This window comes from Roseburia sp. AF25-13LB (assembly GCF_003478915.1).
In the GTDB taxonomy this organism is placed as follows: Bacteria; Bacillota; Clostridia; order Lachnospirales; family Lachnospiraceae; genus Roseburia_C; species Roseburia_C amylophila.
On sequence record NZ_QUFO01000001.1, the window covers coordinates 435,829 to 458,107 of the forward strand.

20 protein-coding genes are annotated in these 22,279 nt (G+C 41.4%); 1 reads left to right on the forward strand and 19 read right to left on the reverse strand.

What is annotated here, in order from left to right:
- Nucleotides 1-34: 34 nt before the first annotated feature.
- From DWY37_RS02170 to DWY37_RS02225, 12 genes are all read right to left on the reverse strand, one after another.
- Nucleotides 35-1,270 carry an NAD(P)/FAD-dependent oxidoreductase gene (locus DWY37_RS02170; RefSeq protein ID WP_117697191.1) on the reverse strand — a complete coding sequence of 412 codons (1,236 nt, stop codon included), beginning with the start codon at nucleotides 1,268-1,270 and terminating at the stop codon, nucleotides 35-37.
- Nucleotides 1,263-2,192 carry a MurR/RpiR family transcriptional regulator gene (locus DWY37_RS02175; RefSeq protein WP_022243732.1) on the reverse strand — a complete coding sequence of 310 codons (930 nt, stop codon included), beginning with the start codon at nucleotides 2,190-2,192 and terminating at the stop codon, nucleotides 1,263-1,265. Before DWY37_RS02175 ends, DWY37_RS02170 begins: the two co-directional genes overlap by 8 nt.
- A 73-nt stretch (nucleotides 2,193-2,265) precedes the next feature.
- Nucleotides 2,266-2,907 carry a PilZ domain-containing protein gene (locus DWY37_RS02180; protein WP_117697189.1) on the reverse strand — a complete coding sequence of 214 codons (642 nt, stop codon included), beginning with the start codon at nucleotides 2,905-2,907 and terminating at the stop codon, nucleotides 2,266-2,268.
- Nucleotides 2,908-3,147: 240 nt separating this feature from the next.
- On the reverse strand, nucleotides 3,148-4,566 hold the full coding sequence (locus DWY37_RS02185) for an oxaloacetate decarboxylase subunit alpha (protein ID WP_022243730.1): 1,419 nt from the start codon (nucleotides 4,564-4,566) through the stop codon (nucleotides 3,148-3,150).
- Nucleotides 4,567-4,576: 10 nt separating this feature from the next.
- Nucleotides 4,577-5,728 carry a sodium ion-translocating decarboxylase subunit beta gene (locus DWY37_RS02190; RefSeq protein ID WP_117697187.1) on the reverse strand — a complete coding sequence of 384 codons (1,152 nt, stop codon included), beginning with the start codon at nucleotides 5,726-5,728 and terminating at the stop codon, nucleotides 4,577-4,579.
- A 10-nt stretch (nucleotides 5,729-5,738) separates the two neighbouring features.
- On the reverse strand, nucleotides 5,739-6,104 hold the full coding sequence (locus tag DWY37_RS02195; RefSeq protein WP_022243728.1) for a biotin/lipoyl-containing protein: 366 nt from the start codon (nucleotides 6,102-6,104) through the stop codon (nucleotides 5,739-5,741).
- Between the two features lie 28 nt (nucleotides 6,105-6,132).
- On the reverse strand, nucleotides 6,133-6,867 hold the full coding sequence (locus DWY37_RS02200; protein WP_117697185.1) for an OadG family protein: 735 nt from the start codon (nucleotides 6,865-6,867) through the stop codon (nucleotides 6,133-6,135).
- A 13-nt stretch (nucleotides 6,868-6,880) separates the two neighbouring features.
- Nucleotides 6,881-8,317, reverse strand: a complete 1,437-nt coding sequence (locus DWY37_RS02205; protein WP_117697184.1) for an acyl-CoA carboxylase subunit beta — start codon at nucleotides 8,315-8,317, stop codon at nucleotides 6,881-6,883.
- 141 nt (nucleotides 8,318-8,458) lie between these two features.
- Nucleotides 8,459-9,721, reverse strand: a complete 1,263-nt coding sequence (locus tag DWY37_RS02210) for a D-alanyl-D-alanine carboxypeptidase family protein (RefSeq protein ID WP_147403571.1) — start codon at nucleotides 9,719-9,721, stop codon at nucleotides 8,459-8,461.
- Nucleotides 9,722-9,801: 80 nt separating this feature from the next.
- Complete coding sequence (scpB, locus tag DWY37_RS02215; protein WP_022243724.1) at nucleotides 9,802-10,371, reverse strand: SMC-Scp complex subunit ScpB; 570 nt, start codon at nucleotides 10,369-10,371, stop codon at nucleotides 9,802-9,804.
- 23 nt (nucleotides 10,372-10,394) lie between these two features.
- Nucleotides 10,395-11,144 carry a segregation and condensation protein A gene (locus tag DWY37_RS02220; protein WP_022243723.1) on the reverse strand — a complete coding sequence of 250 codons (750 nt, stop codon included), beginning with the start codon at nucleotides 11,142-11,144 and terminating at the stop codon, nucleotides 10,395-10,397.
- 107 nt (nucleotides 11,145-11,251) lie between these two features.
- The gene (locus tag DWY37_RS02225; protein ID WP_117697182.1) at nucleotides 11,252-12,109 is read right to left on the reverse strand and encodes a metallophosphoesterase; all 858 of its coding nucleotides are present in this window, start codon (nucleotides 12,107-12,109) and stop codon (nucleotides 11,252-11,254) included.
- 98 nt (nucleotides 12,110-12,207) lie between these two features.
- On the opposite strand from DWY37_RS02225, the gene DWY37_RS02230 reads away from it, so the two are divergent.
- On the forward strand, nucleotides 12,208-13,470 hold the full coding sequence (locus DWY37_RS02230; protein ID WP_117697181.1) for a D-alanyl-D-alanine carboxypeptidase family protein: 1,263 nt from the start codon (nucleotides 12,208-12,210) through the stop codon (nucleotides 13,468-13,470).
- An 8-nt stretch (nucleotides 13,471-13,478) separates the two neighbouring features.
- Here the strand turns inward: DWY37_RS02230 and cls are convergent, their stop codons facing one another.
- The 7 genes from cls to truB form a co-directional block, all read right to left on the reverse strand.
- Nucleotides 13,479-15,014, reverse strand: a complete 1,536-nt coding sequence (gene cls, locus DWY37_RS02235; protein ID WP_118172623.1) for a cardiolipin synthase — start codon at nucleotides 15,012-15,014, stop codon at nucleotides 13,479-13,481.
- A 146-nt stretch (nucleotides 15,015-15,160) separates the two neighbouring features.
- The gene (locus tag DWY37_RS02240) at nucleotides 15,161-16,051 is read right to left on the reverse strand and encodes a S8 family peptidase (RefSeq protein WP_118540639.1); all 891 of its coding nucleotides are present in this window, start codon (nucleotides 16,049-16,051) and stop codon (nucleotides 15,161-15,163) included.
- Between the two features lie 240 nt (nucleotides 16,052-16,291).
- Nucleotides 16,292-18,385, reverse strand: coding sequence for a polyribonucleotide nucleotidyltransferase (locus DWY37_RS02245; RefSeq protein WP_117697175.1), 2,094 nt, complete (start codon nucleotides 18,383-18,385; stop codon nucleotides 16,292-16,294).
- 293 nt (nucleotides 18,386-18,678) lie between these two features.
- Nucleotides 18,679-18,945, reverse strand: a complete 267-nt coding sequence (gene rpsO, locus DWY37_RS02250) for a 30S ribosomal protein S15 (protein WP_118056740.1) — start codon at nucleotides 18,943-18,945, stop codon at nucleotides 18,679-18,681.
- Nucleotides 18,946-19,089: 144 nt separating this feature from the next.
- The gene (locus tag DWY37_RS02255) at nucleotides 19,090-20,208 is read right to left on the reverse strand and encodes a C40 family peptidase (RefSeq protein WP_118540637.1); all 1,119 of its coding nucleotides are present in this window, start codon (nucleotides 20,206-20,208) and stop codon (nucleotides 19,090-19,092) included.
- 174 nt (nucleotides 20,209-20,382) lie between these two features.
- Nucleotides 20,383-21,306 (reverse strand): bifunctional riboflavin kinase/FAD synthetase, encoded by a 924-nt coding sequence (locus tag DWY37_RS02260; protein WP_022242574.1) that lies wholly within the window; start codon nucleotides 21,304-21,306, stop codon nucleotides 20,383-20,385.
- A gap of 32 nt (nucleotides 21,307-21,338) precedes the next feature.
- The gene (gene truB / locus DWY37_RS02265) at nucleotides 21,339-22,271 is read right to left on the reverse strand and encodes a tRNA pseudouridine(55) synthase TruB (RefSeq protein WP_117841002.1); all 933 of its coding nucleotides are present in this window, start codon (nucleotides 22,269-22,271) and stop codon (nucleotides 21,339-21,341) included.
- Nucleotides 22,272-22,279 lie beyond the last annotated feature (8 nt).

The following is a 22,279-nucleotide window of genomic DNA, read 5'->3' on the forward strand; positions in this document are numbered from 1 at the left end:
CTCATCCTCCGATTTTTCTGTTTTTTTATTCTCTTTATTCATTTCCAATGCTGCTTCCTGCCAGATATCCGGTAGACCAGGCAATCTGCAGATTAAAGCCGCCAGTAAATGCATCCAAATCCAATACCTCTCCGGCAAAATAAAGATGCTTTGTTAATTTTGATTCCATGGTCGATGGATTTACTTCTTTTACAGAAACACCGCCCTTTGTAATAATGGCTTCCGAAAAGCCCCGTAAACCAGTCAGTGTAACCGGGAACTTCTTTGTCAGTTCCACCAGGCGCTGCCGTTCCTCTTTGGTTACTTCATTGACACGCTTTTCTGCTGGAATCTTAGCAAGTCTTAAAATAATCGGCAGGAATTTGGACGGATATAATTTTTCAATTCCATGAATCACCTGCCGGTTCTTTGCCTCTTCAAAGTCCCTTAAAATTCTGTGATCTAACTGTTCTTCTGAAAGTGCGGGTTTCCAGTCAATGTATAATTGCAACGGCTGTTTTCTTACCGCATCATTTACCACGCTGCTGGCGCTTAACATCAGAGGTCCACTTACGCCAAAATGGGTAAATAACATTTCTCCAAAAGCTTCATACAAAAGCTTTTTGCCCTGATAAATGCTCGCCTTTACATTTTTCAACGATAGCCCCTGCAATTCTTTGACATATTCCTCTTCTGCGTTAAAAGGCACAAGGGATGGACTGCAGGTTTTTATGGTATGTCCGCAGGCTTCTGCGAAACGATAACCATCCCCGGTAGAACCGGTAGATGCATAAGAACAGCCGCCTGTTGCAATAACTACTGCATCTGCCGGCATTTTCTTTCCCTCTGCAGTAATTACTCCATGTACACAATTCTCCGATACCATAAGCTTTTCTACCGTTGTATGATACATAATCTTTACTTTATGTGCATCCAGGGAGCGTTTTAAGGCTGCAATGACATCCGATGAATGGTCTGATACCGGAAATACACGGTTTCCCCGTTCCACCTTTACCGGTGTTCCATTCTGTTCAAAGAAATCCATGACCCGGAAATTGTCATAAGAATAGATTGCGCTGTATAAGAACTTGGAATTCCTTGGAATGTTTGAAAATAGTTCTTCCGTATCACATGCATTGGTAAGGTTGCATCTTCCTTTTCCGGTAATGAATAATTTTTTCCCGATTTTCTCATTGCGTTCTAACAATACGACCTGATGTCCCTGCTCTGCCGCAGCAATTGCTGCAAAACAGCCCGCTGGTCCACCACCGATTACAAGTACCTTACTCATCTGCATCTCCTAATTTGGCATATCTCATTTTGATTTTATCATCAATATAATTAATTTCATCATTTTCATATACCTGATATTCATTCCAGATATCCTCCAGGGTCTCCAATGTCTTGGCAACCTCACCCTGCTTCTTCATACACAGAGCAACAATCAGTGCGTTGATAACACTAAGCGGTGCCACCAGAGAATCCACAATAGATGCCATATCACTTCTTGCAATCAGATTACAGGAAGAATATAAATTCATTGGGGAATGCACACTATCTGTTAATGTAATTACTTTTGCATTCCGGTTATTGGCAAATTCCATTGCCTTTAAGGTACGCATGGAATATCTTGGAAAACTGATTCCGATAATGACATCATCCTTACTGATTCGCACCATCTGTTCAAATAATTCACTGGAATTATTGGTCTGAAGCAATGTCACATTTTCAAACATCAGATTAAAGTAAAACGCCATAAAAGCTGCCAGTGGAGCGCAGCTTCGTATTCCAACAATATAAATATGTTTTGCTTTGATAATGGTATCTACTGCCAGTTCAAAAGCATGCTCATCAATATGTTCCAAGGTATCCTTAATTTTCTCCTGATCCGACTGCAATACCGTTTCTAATATATGCGACTGGCTGATTCTTCCATAAGTCACTTCCATACGCTGAATGGAGTTGAGCTTATTCCGAACCATCTCCTCTAAAGCCTTCTGAAATTCCGGATAACCCTTATAGCCTAAATGTGTAGCAAATCGTACTACAGTCGATTCGCTCACACCTACTACCTGTCCCATTTTTGCTGCCGTAAGAAATACAGCCTTATCATAATTATCCGTAATATAGGTTGCTAATATTTTCTGTCCTTTGCTTAAACTTCCATAACATTCGTTGATTCGACTGGTCAAATCATTGGTATTCCCATTCATAGTTCCTTCTTCTCGATTCTACAAAAAATTTGCATTTTTTATGTCGTTTTAACATTTTTTTGCAGGATTTTCGTCAGTTTCCATGTCGTCTGGCAATTTCCTGCTTCTGCTTGGAGGCGACATAAGTCCCCAAGTCGAGATTTGCCTGCTTTACCGTACATCCTACAATCACTTTCGTTTCATCTACCGGCTCCTGACGAACAGCAGTACCGGTTAACTGTACCTTAAGCCTGCTTGCTTTATCTTCAAACGTCAAATGAAACGGTCCCATGGAAAGATAATTCATATCCGGCACCCCCACAAATGACACTCCGGTAGCACTGATATCTTTCACAATCACAGAATGATTTGCTCTGGTACTGTCAATGGATAACGTTCCATCCAGTCCCAGATACTGGCGGTATGCCTGTCTGCGGTTCCATTTCATTCCATCACGCTTGCATACAATTGCATGATATTTTTCTTTTCCTGCCTGGACGGTCTGCATTCTGCACCCCTCCCATATCAGCGGTTTGATTCCATCTTCCATATAAATTACACTGATATGCACCTTATCTCCGGAAAAATTAATAATTTTTCCATCATAACGTATTGGCTCAATTAATAAAATGCCTTCTTTTCCAAAAGCAACTGTACTATCATATTCTGCTGAAGCATTCTCCACTTTCACCAGCACCTGCACCGGCTCCCCTGTCCCCAATTCATACAGTTTCATTGTCCTTCACCTTTTTCCTCTCCAAATACCGTGAAAGAACTGCCACAATATTTTCAAATGCTTTGCAATTAAAATTGTCTACCCCATGACAAATCATGACTTCATCATAGCAATCTTTTGTCCTCTTGTCCATAGAATTTTTATGTAATTCTGATATTCCATTATACCAATCAAAAGGAAAACAGCTACAGACATATTTGTCTGTAGCCGCTTCTTTACTGCTATAGATAGCAAGGTACCCTATACCGGATATGCTCCGTTCTTTGTATCTGCAATTGTTGTATCAACTTTCGTCTGCTGTGCCTGACGATATTTGAAGAACTCAGTAGCAACCTGTGGGAATAATGCATAAGATAATACATCTTCATCCTGCTGTTTGTACTGTTTCATTTCAGCTTCAATCTTATCTAATTCAGGCTCAAGTAAGTCTGCCGGACGGCAGGTAATTGCCTTATCTTTGTCAGCACCAAGAACCTTATCCACAACTTCCGGATTGAAAGGTTTTACAGTCTGACCATATTTTCCAAGAAGAATATCCTTGGTCTCTTTGGTAGCAACTTTGTAACGTTCTCCCATTAATACGTTAAATACAGCCTGTGTACCAACAATCTGGGAAGAAGGTGTAACAAGTGGTGGCTCACCAAGGTCTTTACGAACACGAGGTACTTCAGCCAGTACTTCTTCGTATTTATCTTCCTGTCCCTGCTCTTTTAACTGGGAAATCAGGTTGGATAACATTCCACCCGGTACCTGATATAATAAAGTCTTGATATTAACACCAAGTACCTTTGGATTCATCAGACCGCTGTCTAATGCTTCCTCACGCATTGGGCGGAAGTAATCAGCGATTTCAGCCAGTTTGTTCTGGTCAAGACCGGTATCATACTGTGTTCCCTTGAATGCTTCTACCATAACTTCGGTTGCAGGCTGGCTGGTTCCAAGTGCAAATGGTGACATTGCGGTATCGATAATGTCACATCCAGCTTCTACTGCTTTCATGTATGTCATGGAAGCAACACCGGAAGTATAATGTGTATGCAGTTCGATTGGAAGGCTGGTTGAAGATTTCAGAGCCTGAATCAGTTCGGTTGCTTTCTGAGGAACTAAAAGTCCTGCCATATCCTTAATACATAAGGAATCAGCACCCATGTCTTCTACTCTCTTTGCCATTTCCATCCAGTAATCCAAGGTGTAAGCATCTCCTAATGTATAGGATAATGCAACCTGAGCATGTCCTTTTTCTTTGTTACATGCTGTTACTGCTGTCTGAAGGTTACGAACATCATTTAAGCAGTCAAAAATACGGATAATATCAATTCCGTTTGCAATAGATTTCTGTACGAAATACTCAACCACATCATCTGCATATGGACGATATCCTAAGATATTCTGTCCACGGAACAGCATCTGAAGTTTAGTTTTCTTAAATCCATCTCTTAATTTACGAAGTCTCTCCCATGGATCTTCCTTTAAGAAACGAAGGCAGGCATCAAATGTTGCTCCACCCCAGCACTCTACTGCATAATATCCAACTTCATCCATTTTCGGGATAATTGGAAGCATCTGTTCTGTTGTCATTCTGGTTGCAATCAGAGACTGATGTGCATCACGAAGAACAGTTTCTGTAATTTTTAAAGGTTTTTTCATTTCTTCTGACATTTCTATCCTCCTATATACCAAAGATTGCCATAAATACACCGGCAGCTACTGCTGTACCGATAACACCGGCAACGTTTGGTCCCATTGCATGCATAAGTAAAAAGTTTGTCGGGTCTTCTTCTGCACCGACCTTCTGCGATACACGCGCAGCCATAGGCACGGCGGAAACTCCGGCAGAACCAATCAACGGATTAATTTTTCCTTTGGTAATCCAGCAAAGCAGTTTTCCAAAGAGGACTCCGGCTGCAGTACCAAACATAAATGCAATCAGTCCAAGAGCAACAATCTTAAGTGTGCTGAAATTTAAGAATGCTTCTGCACTGGTAGATGCACCAACGGAAGTACCCAGAAGAATAACTACGATATACATCAAAGCATTGGATGCTGTATCTGTAAGCTGTCTGACTACACCAGACTCACGGAAGAGGTTACCAAGCATAAGCATACCAACCAACGGAGCAGTTGTCGGAAGAATCAGACATACAATTGTAGTAACTACGATTGGGAACAAAATCTTCTCCAGTTTGGATACCGGACGAAGGTTCTCCATCTTGATTGCACGTTCTTTCTTTGTTGTAAACAGTTTCATAATTGGCGGCTGAATAATCGGAACCAGAGACATATAAGAATATGCTGCCACCGCAATCGGTCCCATCAATGCAGCCTGTCCTAATTTACCGGCAAGGAAGATAGAGGTCGGACCATCTGCTCCACCGATAATAGATACGGCTGCTGCTCCCTTGTCATTGAATCCCATCAGAATTGCAAGCAGGTAAGCTCCGAAAATACCGAACTGTGCTGCTGCTCCTAAAAGGAAGCTGATTGGGTTTGCAATCAAAGGGCCAAAGTCTGTCATCGCACCAACTCCAAGGAAAATCAGAGAAGGTAAGATTGACCACTCATCCAGAGTATAGAAATAATAAAGTAAACCACCGACACCATTGCTGGTCTCTTCCGGACTTGCAATAATGTCCGGATAAATATTAACCAGAAGCATACCAAATGCAATCGGAACCAGAAGAAGAGGTTCATAACCTTTCTTGATTGCCAGATATAAGAATACGCAGGCAATTACAATCATAAGGTAGTTACCCCAGGTCAGGTTAAAGAATGCAGTCTGATGCAGGAGGTTACTCATTGTGTCTCCAACATAACTTAACATAATTTTCCTCCTAGTTGTTCATTGTAGCAAGTAATGCTCCTGCTTCTACGCTGTCACCAACTGCAACTTCGATGCTTGCAACTGTTCCGTCTTCCGGTGCAACAACAGGAGTCTCCATTTTCATAATTTCAAGAATCAGAACTGCATCACCTTTCTTTACTGCTGTTCCAGGCTGAGCCTCAATCTTGAATACTTTTCCGGCTGCTCCGGCTTCAATCTTAATGCTTCCTGCTCCGGCTGCTGCCTTAGGTGCTGCTGCTTTTGCTGCAGGAGCTGCTGCTGCCTTTCTTGGTGCAGCTACAGGTGCAGATGCTCCGTTCTCTTCTACGGTAACATCATAAACATTTCCATTTACTGTAATTGTATAGTTTTTCATCTTTATATCCTCCTAATTATTCTTCAAACTATCTTCTCTTAATGGAACGTACTACAAATCCATCTGTAGAACTTCCTGTTGCTGCCGCAATTGCAGCAGAGATAACTGCAACAAGTTCCAAATCATCCTGAACCAGCTCTTCTTTCTGAGCAATCTGTTCTACTACTTTATCTTCTTTTGCAGCAGTTGCATCAGCCGCATTCTTTTTCTTATTCTGTAAATAAGGAATAATGCGGAATGCATAAATAATAATACTGATTAAAATTAAGATTACAAATACGGTACCCATGCCCATAAGTGTATTCATTCCGGCTTTGCCCATTTTCTCGCCAAGTGAATATACCTTGTCAAATGTCATACTGGTAAGTTCCGGTGTGTCTGTAGTTGTATCAAATACAACAGTAAAACTCAAATCACGGTTGGTATAATTCAATGTCTGTTCCATTACCATTGTCTTATTTGACTCTGTCATGGTAAAGTCACCAAATCCCTGGAAATCTCCTTCGTCAGCAACAGCTTCTTTCCAACTGCTATAGAAGTTGTAGTTTACTGCATCGCTCTTCTCTGAAATGGAAGAAAGAGCATTATCAATATCAGCTTCTGACACAGTAGTTATCTGCTGTACTGTCTGTTGTACTGTATCCTTCCACTGGTCATAGGTGCCTCCATTGAATGTTATTGAAGTCTGATCTGTCTTACCACAGGCCGTAACAGAAAATGCAAGCAGACAAACACATACAAGCATCCACAATTTTTTCTTCATAAGATTCACCTTTCTATTTTGTTCCATGTTTCTTATATGGAGTATCCATACGTTTTGTAAACAGCATTTCAAAAGCTGCTACAAGATATTTTCTGGTATCAGCAGGCTCAATAATCAAGTCTACATATCCTCTCTTAGCTGCAGTTACAACGTTAGACTGTAATGCCTCATATTCTTTTGCTTTCTCAGCAAGCTTGTCCGCATCAGCGTCTGCATACATAATCTCTGCTGCAAGACGTGCATCCATCATACCGGTCTTAACATCCGGCCATGCGTATACAAGGTCAGCACCGATTGCTTTGGAGTTCATCATTACTGCTGCACTTCCGTAAGCATTACCGGTAAGCAGGCTAACCTTAGGAACGGTAGCATTTGCAAATGCATATGTAAGTTTAGCCAGAGCTTTTGCAAGTCTTCTTTCGCTGCATTTTGTTGCTGTAAATCCAGCCACATTGGTAAGAGATAATACAGGAATATCAAATGCATCACAGAACTGGATGAATTCAGAAGCTTTTTCACAGCCTTTTGCACAAAGTGCTGCATCATGCTCTGCGACTTTCTTTCCTTCTTCATCATATTCTTCTGTGCAGTTAGCAACAGCACCGACAGTCAGTCCGTTTAACTGGATGAATCCGGTTACCATGCTCTTTGCATAATCCTTCTTTGTCTCTAAGAAATTGTGATTATCAGAAATCTCGCTTAATACGAAACGAGGATCGCCTTTCATGGTATCTACATTTTCGCATGCACGGTTCAAATCATCTTCACAGTCTTCCATATAACCATTCTCTGTATTATCTGCCGGAAGCATGCAGACCAGTTCACGAATCTGTGCAAAGATTTCTTCTTCAGAACCTGCCATATCAATGACGCCGGTCTCTGTGCTCTGGAAATCTGCAGAAGAAGTATCACATTTTCCAACGTAATTTCCTTCGATTGCGTTTGGTGCATTTACAAACATTTTGGCTTTATCAGCTTCCATATATGCAAAATCACATAATCCAGGTACTACGGTAAGTCCGCCGCCACAGTTGCCAAATACAGCACAAATCTGTGGAATTACTCCGGATGCCATAACCTGTTTTTCATAAATCATTCCTAATGCATTCAAAGCATCTACTGATTCCTGAAGACGAACTCCGGCACAATCCAAAAGTCCGATTACCGGTGCACCCATCTTCATCGCCCTGTCATAAACAGCTGCAATTTTCTTTGCATGCATCTCGCCAATTGTTCCATTTAATACGGAAGAATCCTGACTGTAGACAAATACCAGATTACCATCAATCAGACCATGTCCGGTAATGACACCATCTGATGGCGTAGCTTCATCTGCCAGATTAAAATCCGTATTTCTTGCGGTTACCAGAGAACCGATTTCCATAAAGCTGTTTTCATCCAGCAAACGGCAAATTCTCTGTTCTGCTAAGTTATTACTTCTGTTGCTCATCTCTTAGTCCTCCATCTATTTTAGAAAAAATAAAATTTTTCGCTAGGGTAATTGTAGTACATTGACCAAAACTTTTCAATAGCAAATTGTTAATTTTTTCACAGATTTTACATATCGCATTTTATGGCTGATTTTCTGACTTTATAAAGAAAAAAGGTCAACCATTCTGAGGCAGCTGTAGCGGTAATCCCATGCCGGAACACTGTCTTTTAAGACAAGTTCTTCCTCTCTCACCACCTGCCCGTTCAGTATATACTTAAGGGTTCCAACAGTAGTTCCTGCTTCCACCGGAGCCTCAAGTCTCTGCTTTCTCTCCAATTTAAATTCAATGGATTCATCCTTACGAAGCAGTATATTTTCTATCTGTTTTTCCTCTGTCCTGTTCTGAACCTCTGTCATCTTAATTCTGCTACAGTCTTCTGTCTTTGCCCCACTTATCTCAAGGGGACATTCTGCTTCCTTGGGGATTTCCAACTCCAGAAGATTTACCTTTTCAAAAGAATCGATTCCATACTGCATCAGCTGTTTTGTATCTGCCCATTTATAGTTCTTATTGTTTGGCCAGCCGCAGCCCAAAAGTGCCACCACATAGGTACGGTCATCCCGCCGCAATGCTCCCACATAACAGTATCCGGCATTGCCCGTAAAACCGGTTTTACCACTGATTGCTCCGTCCATTATCGTAAGGAAACGGTTGTGATTATTGCAGCTGTAGTTTCGTGTTCCTTCTATATTAGAAAAGGAATAGGACGGTGTCTGCGTAATTTCAAGAAAAGTCTCTTTCATGGGAGACTCATTGATGCAATAGCTCATAATCCGGGCAAGGTCGGCTGCTGTCGTTCCATGGAATCCGTTTTCATCTTCCTTATCCAGTCCGTTTGGCGTAATGAAATAGGTATCCATGCAGCCAAGCTCCGCCGCCTTCTCATTCATCAAGCCAGCAAATGCCTCCACACTTCCTGCCACATGTTCCGCAATTGCCACTGCCGAATCATTGTGGGATTCTAACATCAGAGAGAAACAAAGGTCTTTTAATAAAAACTGTTCCCCACTTGCTCCATTCAGCTGCACATCCGGCTGGGAGGCTGCATAATCAGAAAATGTAACCACGTTATTTAAATCTGCATGCTCTAAGGTTACAATCAATGTCATAATCTTTGTCGTACTGGCATTTGCCCGGCGCACATCCTCTTCTTTTCCAAACAAAATACGCCCTGAATCCGCATCCATTAAGCATGCAGACAGCGCGTACAAATTCTTTGGTTCTTCGATTTCTATTTCATTTTCTTCCTGCGTTTCATCCGGATTATCCTGTGGCAGCAGTTCTGCCGGAATATGATTGGAACTAAAAAATATAAAAAGCAGAGATAATGCTGTCATTTTCTTCCACCGTCTCTTTTTCATGACCGCTCCGAAATACATTTTCTCTGCATTCTATTCATTTCTTTCTATGATTATACTTCCGCTTACTACATTCCCTGTTGCTATACTTCAAGCTTCATTTCCGCTTCCTGTTCAGCCTGATGCTTGAATTCTTCCACCTGGTCTTCATTCAGCACCGGGAGTTCATCGATGGAATGCACACCAAAGCTCCGTAAGAATTCCTCTGTTGTGCCAAACAGCATAGGTCTGCCCGGAGCATCCAATCTTCCCACTTCATTGACCAGATTATATTCCACCAGTTTGCTTACTGCATGGTCGCAGGATACGCCACGGATTTTTTCAATCTCCGCCTTGGTGATTGGCTGCTTATAAGCAATGATGGATAAGGTCTCTAGCAGTACGTCTGTAAGAACACGCTTCTTTGGCTGTTTTGCAATCCGAATCAGATATTCATACATTTCATTCTTCGTACACATCTGATAAGCGCCGTCCAGTTCGATAATCTGGATACCTCTTTCTTCCTGCTCATATTTCTGCCGGAGTGCTTCTATTTTCTTTTTAGTTTCCTGTTTGTCTAATTCAATTGCATTGGCAATTTTATCCAATTCTACCGATTCCCCCATGGTAAATAAAATTGCTTCTATAATTGCTTCATAATTCTTTTCTTCCATTACTACCCTCATATAATAAGAGCCTAGGCTGCAACCTTGGACTCTATTCTGATATCATCAAATATTTTATCCTGATAAATGGTTATCTTGCCCATCTTCATCAGCTCAAGCACTGCAAGGAAGGTCACGATAATCTCCATCTTGCCACACTGTGCTTCTAAAAGACTGCGGAAGCTGAAATGTGGATGTGTCATTGCATACTGCTCTAAATATACCATTTTATCGGACAGTGATACTTCTTCTTTCTCAATCTTGCCAAATTTGGAACGAACCGGGTCAATCTTATCTTCCTGCTTACGCATGATGGATTTGAAAATATCATTCAATTTCTTCAATGTGACATCTGCCATCAGTTCCTCTAAATCCACCGGCTCTTCATAGGCAGCTACCTCGTCCGGAATCGTCGGCTCCTTAAACATCACCTTTTCCGCATCCATCTGACGGTCTTTTAATTCATAGGAAATGCATTTATACATCTTATATTCCAAAAGCTGTTCTACCAGTTCTGCTCTCGGGTCTTCTGCTTCCTCTTCTTCTGTCTCTTTTGCCGGAAGAAGCATCTTTGATTTAATATCAATCAGTGTGGCTGCCATAACTAAGAACTCACTCATAACATTTAAATCCTGCCGCTTCATTTCCCGGATATATTCCATATACTGATTGGTAATCTCCACAATTGGGATATCATAGATATTTACTTTATTCTTATCCAGCAGATGAAGGAGCAAATCTAACGGTCCTTCGAACACCTGCAGCTTTACTGTTAATTCCATTTCAAAACCTCTCCATTCTTTCCTAGCACATCTATTTTAACGGTATCTAAGAAAAAACGCAAGTGTTTTCACAAGATTTAGTGTTTTTCACAACTTTATACCACAAATCAAGCAATATCTTGTGGTTTTATAACCATAAACACAAGTTCCGCCCGGTTAAAGATTCTGATATGAAAGGTATGGGTTCCAAGCCCCCGGCTTACGATTACTTTCTTTCCCTCAAAATCAAAGGCTCCTGCATCATATTTCGGGAACCACTGAAACTGCGGAGAAATCAGGCTTCCAACGCCCGGAATCCGTATCAGTCCTCCATGATTATGTCCGCAAAAAGTCAAATCCGCTCCCCAGTCTGCATATTCCTTCGCATATCTTGGATTGTGTGCTAACAGCACCTGAAATGTATCTTCCGTCTGCTTCGGAAGCGTTTTCTCAAGATAATCCTGTGGAAGTGGCACATCCACTCCTTTTTTATAACAGGACAATGGAATTTCAAGCCCGGTAACCGCCAGTTCTCCAAAAGCTTCTGTTTCATTATGCAGTACATGGATGCCAAGCTCTTTTACCTTATTTTCAAAAGCGAAAAATTTCTCCTGATACTCACTTTTTCTTATGTGGGCACGGGATTCATGATTTCCGTAAGAATAATAAACCGGTGCAATCCTGCACAGCTCTTCCAATATCTTTAACGCTGTCTCATAGGTGTCACTTTTCCTGCTGACCACCATATCTCCTGGAATCAGAATCAGATCCGGCTGTCCACTTCTAATTGCATCTAAAAGCCGGATGTTGTCTTTTCCATACTGAAAACCATGCAAATCTGCCAGTACTGCTGCCTTATATTCTCTTTGCACTTTACCACTTTTTATCTCATAATCCGTTCTTGCAAATTTTTTTAATTCCTGCCACTGCCAGATTATGTAAACCAAAATCACACATGCTATTACAATAATGATTTTTAATAACATCTTTCACCTCTTTGCATCAACAAAATAAACCATGCTTTATCTGCATATTTCTTTCTCTTCTCTATTAAAATGTAATAGAACATACCGGAGGTATTCTTATGCATACCATTCTTTCCATTTTCATAAGCCTGTCTCTTCTCAGCCCGGCCTTTTTACCAATGGCATCACAATTTTCTGTTCTTGCAGAAAACGAAAGTTCTACAGAATCCGGCAATCCATCCCCTGATGCTTCCATGCCAGATGCTTCCAATCCGGATGCTGCTTCCGATGCATCTGCTCCGGTCGCATTGTCCGCTCCCAGTGCTCTTTTAATGGAAGCATCTACCGGAACCATCATCTATGAAAAAGATGCTCATTCCATCCTGCATCCTGCCAGCATTACGAAAATCATGACGCTGATTCTGATTTTCGATGCTCTGGACACACAAAAAATTTCCTTAGATGATGTTGTCACAGTTTCGGAACATGCTGCAAGTATGGGCGGTTCCCAGGTCTTCTTAGAGCCGGGTGAAACCCAGACCGTTGATACCTTGATAAAGTGTATCAGTGTTGCCAGTGCCAATGACGCCTGCGTTGCCATGGCAGAATTCATTGCCGGTTCGGAAGATGCCTTCGTTGCCCAGATGAATGAGCGGGCTGCCGGACTTGGTATGAAGGATACCAACTTTGTTAACTGCTGCGGTCTTGACGTTGACAATCATATGACCAGTGCCTATGATGTTGCTCTAATGTCCCGGGAATTAATCACAAAATATCCGCAGATACATAATTATTCCACCATCTGGATGGAAAATATTACCCATGTCACGAAAAAAGGGTCTTCCGAATTTGGTTTAACCAACACCAATAAGCTCATCAAACAATACGCCTATGCCACTGGATTAAAAACCGGTTCCACCGGTCTTGCCAAGTACTGTGTCTCAGCCACTGCTGAAAAAGATAACATTAAACTCATCGCAGTCATTATGGCTGCACCGGATTATAAAGTGCGTTTTGCTGATGCGTCCGCCCTTTTAGACTATGGTTTTTCCGTATGCCGGCTCTATCAGGATACCACACCGCCCGCTCTGCCGGAATTATCAGTACGGGGTGGCACTGATAAAAAGGTCAGTCTTTCCTATGAAGGAACCTTTTCATATCTTGATACTGCAGGAAATGACTTAAATCTTATTGAAAAAAAGCTTTCTCTTCCAGAAGAAATAAAAGCTCCGGTAACACAGGGAAAAGAAGCCGGCACACTTTACTATACATTAAATGAAAAAGAAATCGGCTCCATCCGTGTCTTATATGATACTACAATTCCAAAAGCTACCTATCAGGATTATTTTCGTAAGACGCTTACTTATTTCTTCTCCCTGTAAAACCTTTTCTACAAAAGCGGGGCCAGCAGACGCAGACAGGTCTGTATCATCCGTACTCCTACAAATCTGTGTTTGCAGAATTCCAGATCAATCTGCTGTGACTGTCCGATTACCGCAAGTGCATCTTCTTTTAACTGCAGCACTGCCTCGGTCTTATAGCACCAGACTCCGCATTCAAAATGCAGATACATACTGCGGTAATCCAGATTGATACTGCCTACGGTAGCAATTTTATCATCACAGACAAAACTCTTTGCATGAATAAATCCCGGTGTATACTGATAAATCTTTACACCACTTTCAATAAGAACACCATAATCTGCCTGTGTCAGAAGATAAACAAATTTCTTATCCGGAATTCCAGGTGTTACAATCCGCACATCCACACCACGTTTTGCCGCATTCTGAAGGCTTACCAGCATTTCATGGTCAATAATCAGATACGGGGTGAAAATGTAGACATACTTCTGTGCTGAATTAATAATGTTCATGTATACATTCTCGCCGGTATTTTCGTGATCTAACGGTGTATCACTATACGGCTGCACATATCCAACGGATGGAATCTTTGCCACATAGTCTGCATCCGGCCGGAACTTCTCATAATCCTCCGTGGAATTTATTATATAATTCCACATTTCAAGAAACATACAGGTAAAGCTCCATACTGCTGCACCTTTCATACGGATTCCGGTATCCTTCCAGTATCCAAACCGCTCAATTTCATTGATATATTCATCTGCAATATTGATTCCACCAGTAAATGCAACATTTCCATCAATAACGAGGATTTTTCTGTGGTCACGGTTATTCATAATGACAGCAAGTCTCGCCCGCAACGGATTAAACGCCGCACATTTAATTCTGATTTTCTGCAATTCCTTATAGAAATTATTCGGCAGTGTCGTAATGCAGCCAACATCATCATAAATCAGACGTACTTCTACGCCCTCTTCCACTTTTTCCTTCAAAAGCTGAATCAGCTCCCGGAACATCTTTCCATCATCTAAAATAAAATATTCCAGAAAAACAAACTTTTTCGCTTTCCGGATTTCTTCTAACATAACTGGAAACATTTCTTCTCCGGACGGATAATAATTTGTTGCTGTATGTTCATAAACTGGAAAATGCGCCCAGTCACTGATATATGAAGACTGTCCAGCGGCAACCGGATCTTCTTCTGCCAGCCGTTCTCTGCACGCTCTATCTTCTGTAAGAAGCGGTTCTACTTCCTCATTTACACGGTTCATTTTCTCTCTTGCCTTTCTGGTGAGTTCCGGTCTTCCAAATACCACGTACAGCAATAATCCGAGCAATGGAAACATCAGAATAATAAATACCCATGCCAGCCGGTATGCCGGATTCATTCTTCGATTTACAACGAATAAAGCTACGATAAATGCAAGTATATTGAGAATCAGGTTGATGTAAGTAGACATTTTACCAACTTCCAGCAGCAGATAAAATAAATATCCAAACTGAAGTAAAATAAGTAAAACTGTGATAAAAAGTCTGCTGATTAAAACTTTAACTATTTTCTTCACCTTATTCCCTCCTCTTTCTTTTCTACCCCTTGTTTTATGCGTATTTTTCATTTTACCGCATTTTCTCCCAGAAATCAAATGTCCGGCGTATTCCTTTCCCTCTGTCTCTTTCTCTCTGCTTTTTATCTCTCCCATGTTCTTTTATTTTATCGAATCAGCTGCATGACATCCAGTCTCCCCCAGCCCTGTGCATGCTTGGATTTTCCGGTATCTACACTCGTCTCATAAAGCCGCAGTTTTACTTCTGCCGGTTTTAGATTTGGATAACGGCTTAAAAGCACCGCGACCGCCCCCGCCACCACCGGTGTTGCCATAGAGGTTCCACTTTTCATCTCATAACCATTTCCCATCCGCTTACAGCTGACAATCGCTGTTCCAGGAGCCACTACTTCCGGTTTCATAATGCAGGCTTCCGTCGGACCTCTCCCACTATACCCACGCATCAGACCCAGATTTTTTACTTCTCCTTCCTCATCATCACTGCTGCCTACCGTTATAATCTTCCGGCATAGCCCCGGTATCGTAATACTCTTATCCTTTGGTCCGTTATTTCCGGCAGCGGCAACCACTACAATTCCTGCATCCCAGACTGCTTCAATTGCTGCTAACAATTCCTCCTGTTCTTCCCTTCTGGCCGAAGCAAGCATTCCTACGGAAATATTTAAGATTCTTATATTCATTTTCCCATAATTTGCAATCAGCCATTTTAATGCAGATACCACCAGTCTGGTATTTCCCTTTCCCATACGGTCTAATACTTTTATCGCATATATCGCTGCTCCCGGTGCCATCCCCCGGTAACGTCCATGAGAAGCAAAACCGGAACCTGCAATAATTCCGGAAACATGGGTTCCATGACCGTTATCATCATAAAGTATCTTCTTATCACCTACATAATCACGAAATCCTCTGATCCTTTGTCCAAAATCAATATGAGTTCCAATTCCTGTATCCATCACGGCTACCGTGACATTATTTCCAATATATCCTAGTTTATGAGCTTCATTCACCCTTGTAATCTGTCTGACCCGTTCCATACTGCACCATTTTATGTTTTCTTATAATATATGCAGTGCAGCATTTTTGACCACCTGCAGAGCTTTCCGGATACCCGAAAAAGAAGTTTACTCAGCAAACTCGGCTCTTTTTTTCTGCCAGACTTTTTCTTCGCTTACTTACGTAAAAAGGCGTATACCCTTGTGGATTTTCATCCGCAAAAGCATACGCCTTATTTTATTTATGTGAGTATTGAAAAATCACATGCCACGAATCTGCAATTAGTTCTGAGCAGGAACATCCTTGATGGAGAAGCTGATTCTTCCCATTCTGTCTTTGCCCATGCAGATACAGGTTACTGTATCACCAAGAGTCAGAACATCTTCTACATGTTCGATTCTCTCTTTCGCAATCTTGGAAATGTGAACCATTCCCTCTTTACCCGGTGCAAATTCGATGAATGCACCAAATTCTTTGATGCTTACTACTTTACCAGTGAAAATCTGACCTTCTTCAAAATCAGTTGTAATGATACGGATCATGTCAGCAGCTTTCTCAAGCATTGCTTTATCGGTACCACAGATGCTTACTGCACCTTCATCATTGATGTCAATCTTAACACCAGTGCGGTCGATAATCTCGTTGATTGTCTTACCCTTCTGACCTACTACATCACCAATCTTAGCCGGGTCAATCTGAACCTGAAGAATCTTTGGAGCATACTGTCCAACTTCTTTTCTTGGCTCAGCAATTGCTTTGGACATAACTTCGTCCATGATATAAAGTCTTGCTTCCCTGGTTCTTCTGATTGCTTCTTCTACGATAGGTCTTGTTAATCCGTGAATCTTAATATCCATCTGGATTGCAGTAATACCGTCATGTGTACCGGTTACCTTGAAGTCCATATCTCCAAAGAAGTCCTCAAGTCCCTGAATATCGGTTAATACGATGTAATCATCATCTGTCTCACCAGTTACCAGACCACAGGAAATACCTGCAACCATTTTCTTAATCGGAACACCTGCAGCCATAAGTGCCATACAGGATGCACAGGTAGATGCCATAGAGGTAGAACCATTAGATTCAAAGGTCTCGGATACGGCACGGATTGCATATGGGAATTCTTCTTCAGAAGGAAGAACCGGAACCAATGCTTTCTCAGCCAGTGCTCCATGTCCGATTTCACGACGTCCCGGTCCTCTAGAAGGTTTTGTTTCTCCAACAGAGTAGGATGGGAAATTGTAATGGTGCATATATCTCTTGGTGGTAATATTCTCATCTAATCCATCGATTTTCTGAACTTCAGATAATGGAGCTAATGTTACAACATCACAAATCTGAGTCTGTCCACGGGTAAACATAGCAGAACCATGTACTCTAGGAATAATATCAACCTCAGATGCCAGCGGACGAATCTGGTTGATTGCTCTTCCATCCGGACGTTTGTGGTCTTTTAAAATCATCTTACGAACGGTCTTCTTCTGATACTGATATACAGCCTCACCAACTAATGGAAGCCACTCTTCGTTATCTGCAAATGCCTCTTCCATTTTCTCTGTTACTTTACGGATATTTTCTTCTCTGGTCTGTTTGTCGTCAGAGAATACTGCTACTTCCATCTCATCCGGTGTAACAATCTCACGCATAGCTGCAAACATTTCCTCTGGAACTGCACAGCTTGTATATTCATGTTTTGGTTTACCAACTTCGTTTACCAGTTTCATAATGAAATCATTAATGGTCTGGTTGATGTCGTGTGCCATGTAAATTGCTTCAATCATTTTATCTTCCGGAATCTCATTTGCTCCGGCTTCAATCATGATTACTTTCTCTCTGGTAGAAGCAACCGTCAACTGTAAATCACCATTGTCCCAAACTTCCTGGGATGGGTTGATTACAAATTCACCATCTTTCATTCCGACCTGTGTCATAGCACATGGTCCGTCAAATGGGATGTCCGAAATGCAGGTTGCAATCGCAGAACCAAGCATTGCTACGATTTCCGGACGGCATTCCGGGTCAACGCTCATAACGAGGTTGTTTAATGTTACATCATTACGATAATCCTTTGGGAATAACGGACGCATAGGTCTGTCAATTACACGGGAAGTAAGAATTGCATTCTCAGATGCTTTTCCTTCTCTCTTATTAAATCCACCTGGGATTTTTCCTACTGCATAAGATTTCTCTTCGAACTCTACGCTAAGAGGGAAAAAGTCGATTCCGTCTCTTGGCTTTTCAGATGCTGTTGCAGTAGATAATACAGTGGTATCACCGTAGTGCATGAATGCACATCCATTTGCCTGTTTACCCACACGGTTAATATCAACCGTAAGAGTTCTTCCGGCAAGTTCCATTGAATAACTCTGGTACATATCATTTCTCCTTTTTTGTATACAGGATATTCCTGCTTATTATGGCAGAAGTTCCGAAATGGTGCTGTTTGCAGCCATCCGGAGGTGTATCGACCGAAACTACTGATTAACACAATCTGTAATTGCACTAATCAGTGGTCTCGGAATCGTCCTTCTGCCGTTCTTACATTGTCATCCATAAGACTCTGTACTTGCAGTTCCTTACGGATATCCGGCAACCTGTGGAAGCCTAGCAACCGAAAAATAGAGCGGACAACTCCGCTCTATTCTATACGGTTTCCTTTTACAAGAAATTACTTTCTTAAACCTAAACGTTCGATTAAAGAACGATATCTTTCAATATCAACTTTCTTTAAGTAAGCCAGTAAACGACGTCTCTGACCAACCATCTTTAAAAGTCCTCTTCTGGAATGATGATCCTTCTGATTTACTTTTAAGTGCTCATTCAGCTCATTGATTCTGGCTGTTAAAAGTGCAACCTGTACCTCTGGTGAACCTGTGTCTGTAGCAGTTTTACCATATTCTGCGATGATTTCTTCTTTTCTTTCTTTTGATAACATTTACGTTTCCTCCTTATATTTTCTTATCGCCTGATAATCAGCAAAAGGTCGGAGTGTCCATCTACCGAATATCGGCTAAATCATACCTAACAAATATAACATACTACTTATTATTTGTAAACAAAATTCTGTTAGTTTCCTTATCTAGTTTCCTAATACACGGACAACACATACTGGTGAACGATAATATGCATTGGAAATCTTGATTCCGGTAGAAGGTGAACTTGCATGAACAATCTGACCATTTCCGATATAGATTGCCACATGGTTGATGCCCTTACCGCTACCATAGAAGAACAAATCTCCCGGCTGTGCTTCGGATGCACTGATTCTGGTTCCGCATCCTGCCTGTGCTCTGGATGAGTGTGGCAGATATACGCCATAATTTGCATATACGGATAATACGAATCCGGAACAGTCCGCTCCTCTGGTAAGGCTGGTTCCGCCCCATACATATGGATTACCGACAAACTGTGTTGCATAAGCCACCAGTGATACTCTTGTATCTGAAACACCCTGACCATATTTTAATTCTGTCATGGTCTGTGCCTTTGGCAGCTGCTGTGAAATCTCTACATAGTCGGTGCTTGCATATCCTACATCACCATCTAAGTCTACTTCCACCCAGCCATCATACTGATTTAAAACCTCTAATTCTTCTCCTTCCGGCATCAATGCCAGTTTGGTACAATCGGTATTCATCTCAGCACGTACATTTAAAGTCTGTGTTGTAACGGTTGCAATGGTCTTCATTACTTCCTGGGCTTTTGCTACAGCTGCCTCTCCGGTAATGATATATTCTGCTTTTACATATCCGGTTACCTGACCAGATTCAATTTTAAGCCACTCGCCATCGTCCTCTAAAATTTCACATCCGGCATCACTCTGCATCTTTCCTACGATATCAGAATTGGTATCCGGCTGTTCCCTTACATTTAAACTGCTGTCAACCTGTGCAATACCAAGATTGGTATATCCACAGATTGTTGTATCTACAGGTACCGCTGTATCGGTTGCTGCTGTATCTGCAGGTACCGTTGTATCAGTTGCTGCAGCATCCTCAGACTGTCCTTCCATCGTTGTAACAGTATTGGTTGCTGAAACAACAATATCTGTATTATAATAGGAATCCATTGTAGCAAATATTCCTGCATTTAAGCCGGAACCTGCTGATGTCTGTGCAGCTGCGCCACCCTCAAGCGCCACTGTAAGTCCACAGGTAAGAATAAATGCTGTTGTCTTCCACTTTCTATTGCTCTTCATAAAAATATGCCTCCTGACATTGTAACGATGCAAAATGCACCCTGCATTTCCGCATCTGTTCGAATCAATATGCTTCTCCATATTTTAAGATTATAGCAACGTGATTTCATAATGTCAACATAAATATGTAACAATTATGTAACAATTGTTCGAAATTTTACGAAATTCATATATTTAATGCTGCTGTACATAAAATCTGCCATAGGCAATATCCTGTTCGAGCTGTTGCTTTAAAGCCTCTAAGGATTCAAACTTCATCTCGCTGCGCTCTCTGCTCCGGAAGCAGACACGCACTTTCTTTCCATAGAGATTCTCATTAAAATCAAAAATATTGGTTTCCACTGCCACCGGATTAACCCCTTCGATAGTCGGCTTACATCCAACATCTGCGATTCCATGATACGTCTTATCCCCTACTACAACATCACAAACATAGACACCAAACGGCGGAAGCAGTTTGTTTTCCGGCGGTATGATATTTATGGTCGGGATTCCAAGTACCTTTGCGCCCATTTCTCTGCCATGTATTACAACACCTTCCACAAAATAATCATAGCCAAGAAGGTATTTTACTTTTTCCATATTGCCCTTTTCTACTTCTTCCCGGATAAAGGTACTGCTGATATCCCGATTCTCATACTGAACCTTATCTATTACCTTAAGTTCATAATGCAGCTTCTTCGCATATATTTCCAGCAGATGGTAATCTCCGCGGCGGTTATGTCCGAAATGAAAATCTGTTCCAACCACAATGCCACGGATTTTCATGGAAGAAGCCAGCATTTCAATAAATGCTTCCGGTTCCATGGTCATGACTTCTTTGGTAAAAGGATATTCAATCAGATAATCAATGCCCTGCTCTTCACAGATTGCAACCTTCTCTTCATTCGTCGTAAGCACCTTCTGGACTTCATTTATCCTGCCCGGTCTCGGCGGAATGGCAAAGGTAAATAGTACCGTTGCACAGCCTTTATTCTTCTGCTCCATCATATGTTCTAATAAAGTCTCATGTCCTCTGTGCAGACCGTCAAATTTGCCAAGGGAAAGCACGCATTCTTCTTCAATATGAAATTCTGTTGTTCCATGTATATACTTCATTTTTTATACCTGCTTAAATGTCTTTTTCCTTCTCATTGCTGTGTAAAGAAAAGTTTTACCGGCTTAAACAGCCTGTCCGCTGTACGGTATTCATATATTCCAACAAAATGATTTGCATTGTCATACACTCTGACTTTTTTGCAGTCATCTTCTTTATAAAAAGAAGCAAGCGTATGCTCTATCGTCTCTGCCTCTGCTATCACAGGCAGCGGCAGCTTATTTCCATTATATAAAAGTGCAGTACTATCTTTGCGGCTGTGAATCTGTGGCAGATTTTTAAATACGGTATCAATGGGATATAAAATCTCTTCTATCTTACCACTTTTCATTATTGTCTCAATTTCCTGCAGTGTTTTTGCATCTTCTATTTGAAAATCTGAAACTCTTGTCCGTACCAGGTACTCCATACAGGCTCCACAACCTAATTTTTCTCCGATGTCATGGCACAATGTCCGGATATAAGTTCCTTTGGAACAGTGCACCCGCATGGTCACTCGCGGCAAGTCGATTGATAAAATTGCAATATCTAATATCTGAACCTTCCTTGCCTTGCGTTCTACTTCCACACCGTTTCTTGCTAAGTCACATAATTTCTTTCCATTGACCTTCAGTGCAGAATACATCGGCGGAATCTGTGCATATTCTCCCACAAAGCTTTCAATACACTGCTTTACTTCTTCTATGGAAAGATTTACCTCGGATTCCTTTAATATGGTTCCTGTCATATCCTGGGTATCCGTTTCTTTTCCCAAAAGCATGACTGCCTCGTATACCTTGTCCTTATCAGTTAAAAGGTCACAGACTCTGGTTGCTTTTCCTATACATACAGGAAGTACGCCCTCCGCATCCGGATCAAGCGTACCTGTATGTCCAATCTTTTTCATTTTTAAAATTCCACGCAGCTTTGCAACTACGTCAAAGGACGTAAATCCTTTTTCTTTTCTCACATTAATAATTCCGTCCATACGTTATC

Coding starts and splice junctions, on each gene's coding strand:
- DWY37_RS02170 (WP_117697191.1), bottom strand. CDS start 1,270: ATGAGTAAGGTACTTGTAATCGGTGGTGGACCAGCGGGCTGTTTTGCA.
- DWY37_RS02175 (WP_022243732.1), bottom strand. CDS start 2,192: ATGAATGGGAATACCAATGATTTGACCAGTCGAATCAACGAATGTTAT.
- DWY37_RS02180 (WP_117697189.1), bottom strand. CDS start 2,907: ATGAAACTGTATGAATTGGGGACAGGGGAGCCGGTGCAGGTGCTGGTG.
- DWY37_RS02185 (WP_022243730.1), bottom strand. CDS start 4,566: ATGTCAGAAGAAATGAAAAAACCTTTAAAAATTACAGAAACTGTTCTT.
- DWY37_RS02190 (WP_117697187.1), bottom strand. CDS start 5,728: ATGTTAAGTTATGTTGGAGACACAATGAGTAACCTCCTGCATCAGACT.
- DWY37_RS02195 (WP_022243728.1), bottom strand. CDS start 6,104: ATGAAAAACTATACAATTACAGTAAATGGAAATGTTTATGATGTTACC.
- DWY37_RS02200 (WP_117697185.1), bottom strand. CDS start 6,867: ATGAAGAAAAAATTGTGGATGCTTGTATGTGTTTGTCTGCTTGCATTT.
- DWY37_RS02205 (WP_117697184.1), bottom strand. CDS start 8,317: ATGAGCAACAGAAGTAATAACTTAGCAGAACAGAGAATTTGCCGTTTG.
- DWY37_RS02210 (WP_147403571.1), bottom strand. CDS start 9,721: ATGAAAAAGAGACGGTGGAAGAAAATGACAGCATTATCTCTGCTTTTT.
- scpB (WP_022243724.1), bottom strand. CDS start 10,371: ATGGAAGAAAAGAATTATGAAGCAATTATAGAAGCAATTTTATTTACC.
- DWY37_RS02220 (WP_022243723.1), bottom strand. CDS start 11,144: ATGGAATTAACAGTAAAGCTGCAGGTGTTCGAAGGACCGTTAGATTTG.
- DWY37_RS02225 (WP_117697182.1), bottom strand. CDS start 12,109: ATGTTATTAAAAATCATTATTGTAATAGCATGTGTGATTTTGGTTTAC.
- DWY37_RS02230 (WP_117697181.1), top strand. CDS start 12,208: ATGCATACCATTCTTTCCATTTTCATAAGCCTGTCTCTTCTCAGCCCG.
- DWY37_RS02240 (WP_118540639.1), bottom strand. CDS start 16,051: ATGGAACGGGTCAGACAGATTACAAGGGTGAATGAAGCTCATAAACTA.
- DWY37_RS02245 (WP_117697175.1), bottom strand. CDS start 18,385: ATGTACCAGAGTTATTCAATGGAACTTGCCGGAAGAACTCTTACGGTT.
- rpsO (WP_118056740.1), bottom strand. CDS start 18,945: ATGTTATCAAAAGAAAGAAAAGAAGAAATCATCGCAGAATATGGTAAA.
- DWY37_RS02255 (WP_118540637.1), bottom strand. CDS start 20,208: ATGAAGAGCAATAGAAAGTGGAAGACAACAGCATTTATTCTTACCTGT.
- DWY37_RS02260 (WP_022242574.1), bottom strand. CDS start 21,306: ATGAAGTATATACATGGAACAACAGAATTTCATATTGAAGAAGAATGC.
- truB (WP_117841002.1), bottom strand. CDS start 22,271: ATGGACGGAATTATTAATGTGAGAAAAGAAAAAGGATTTACGTCCTTT.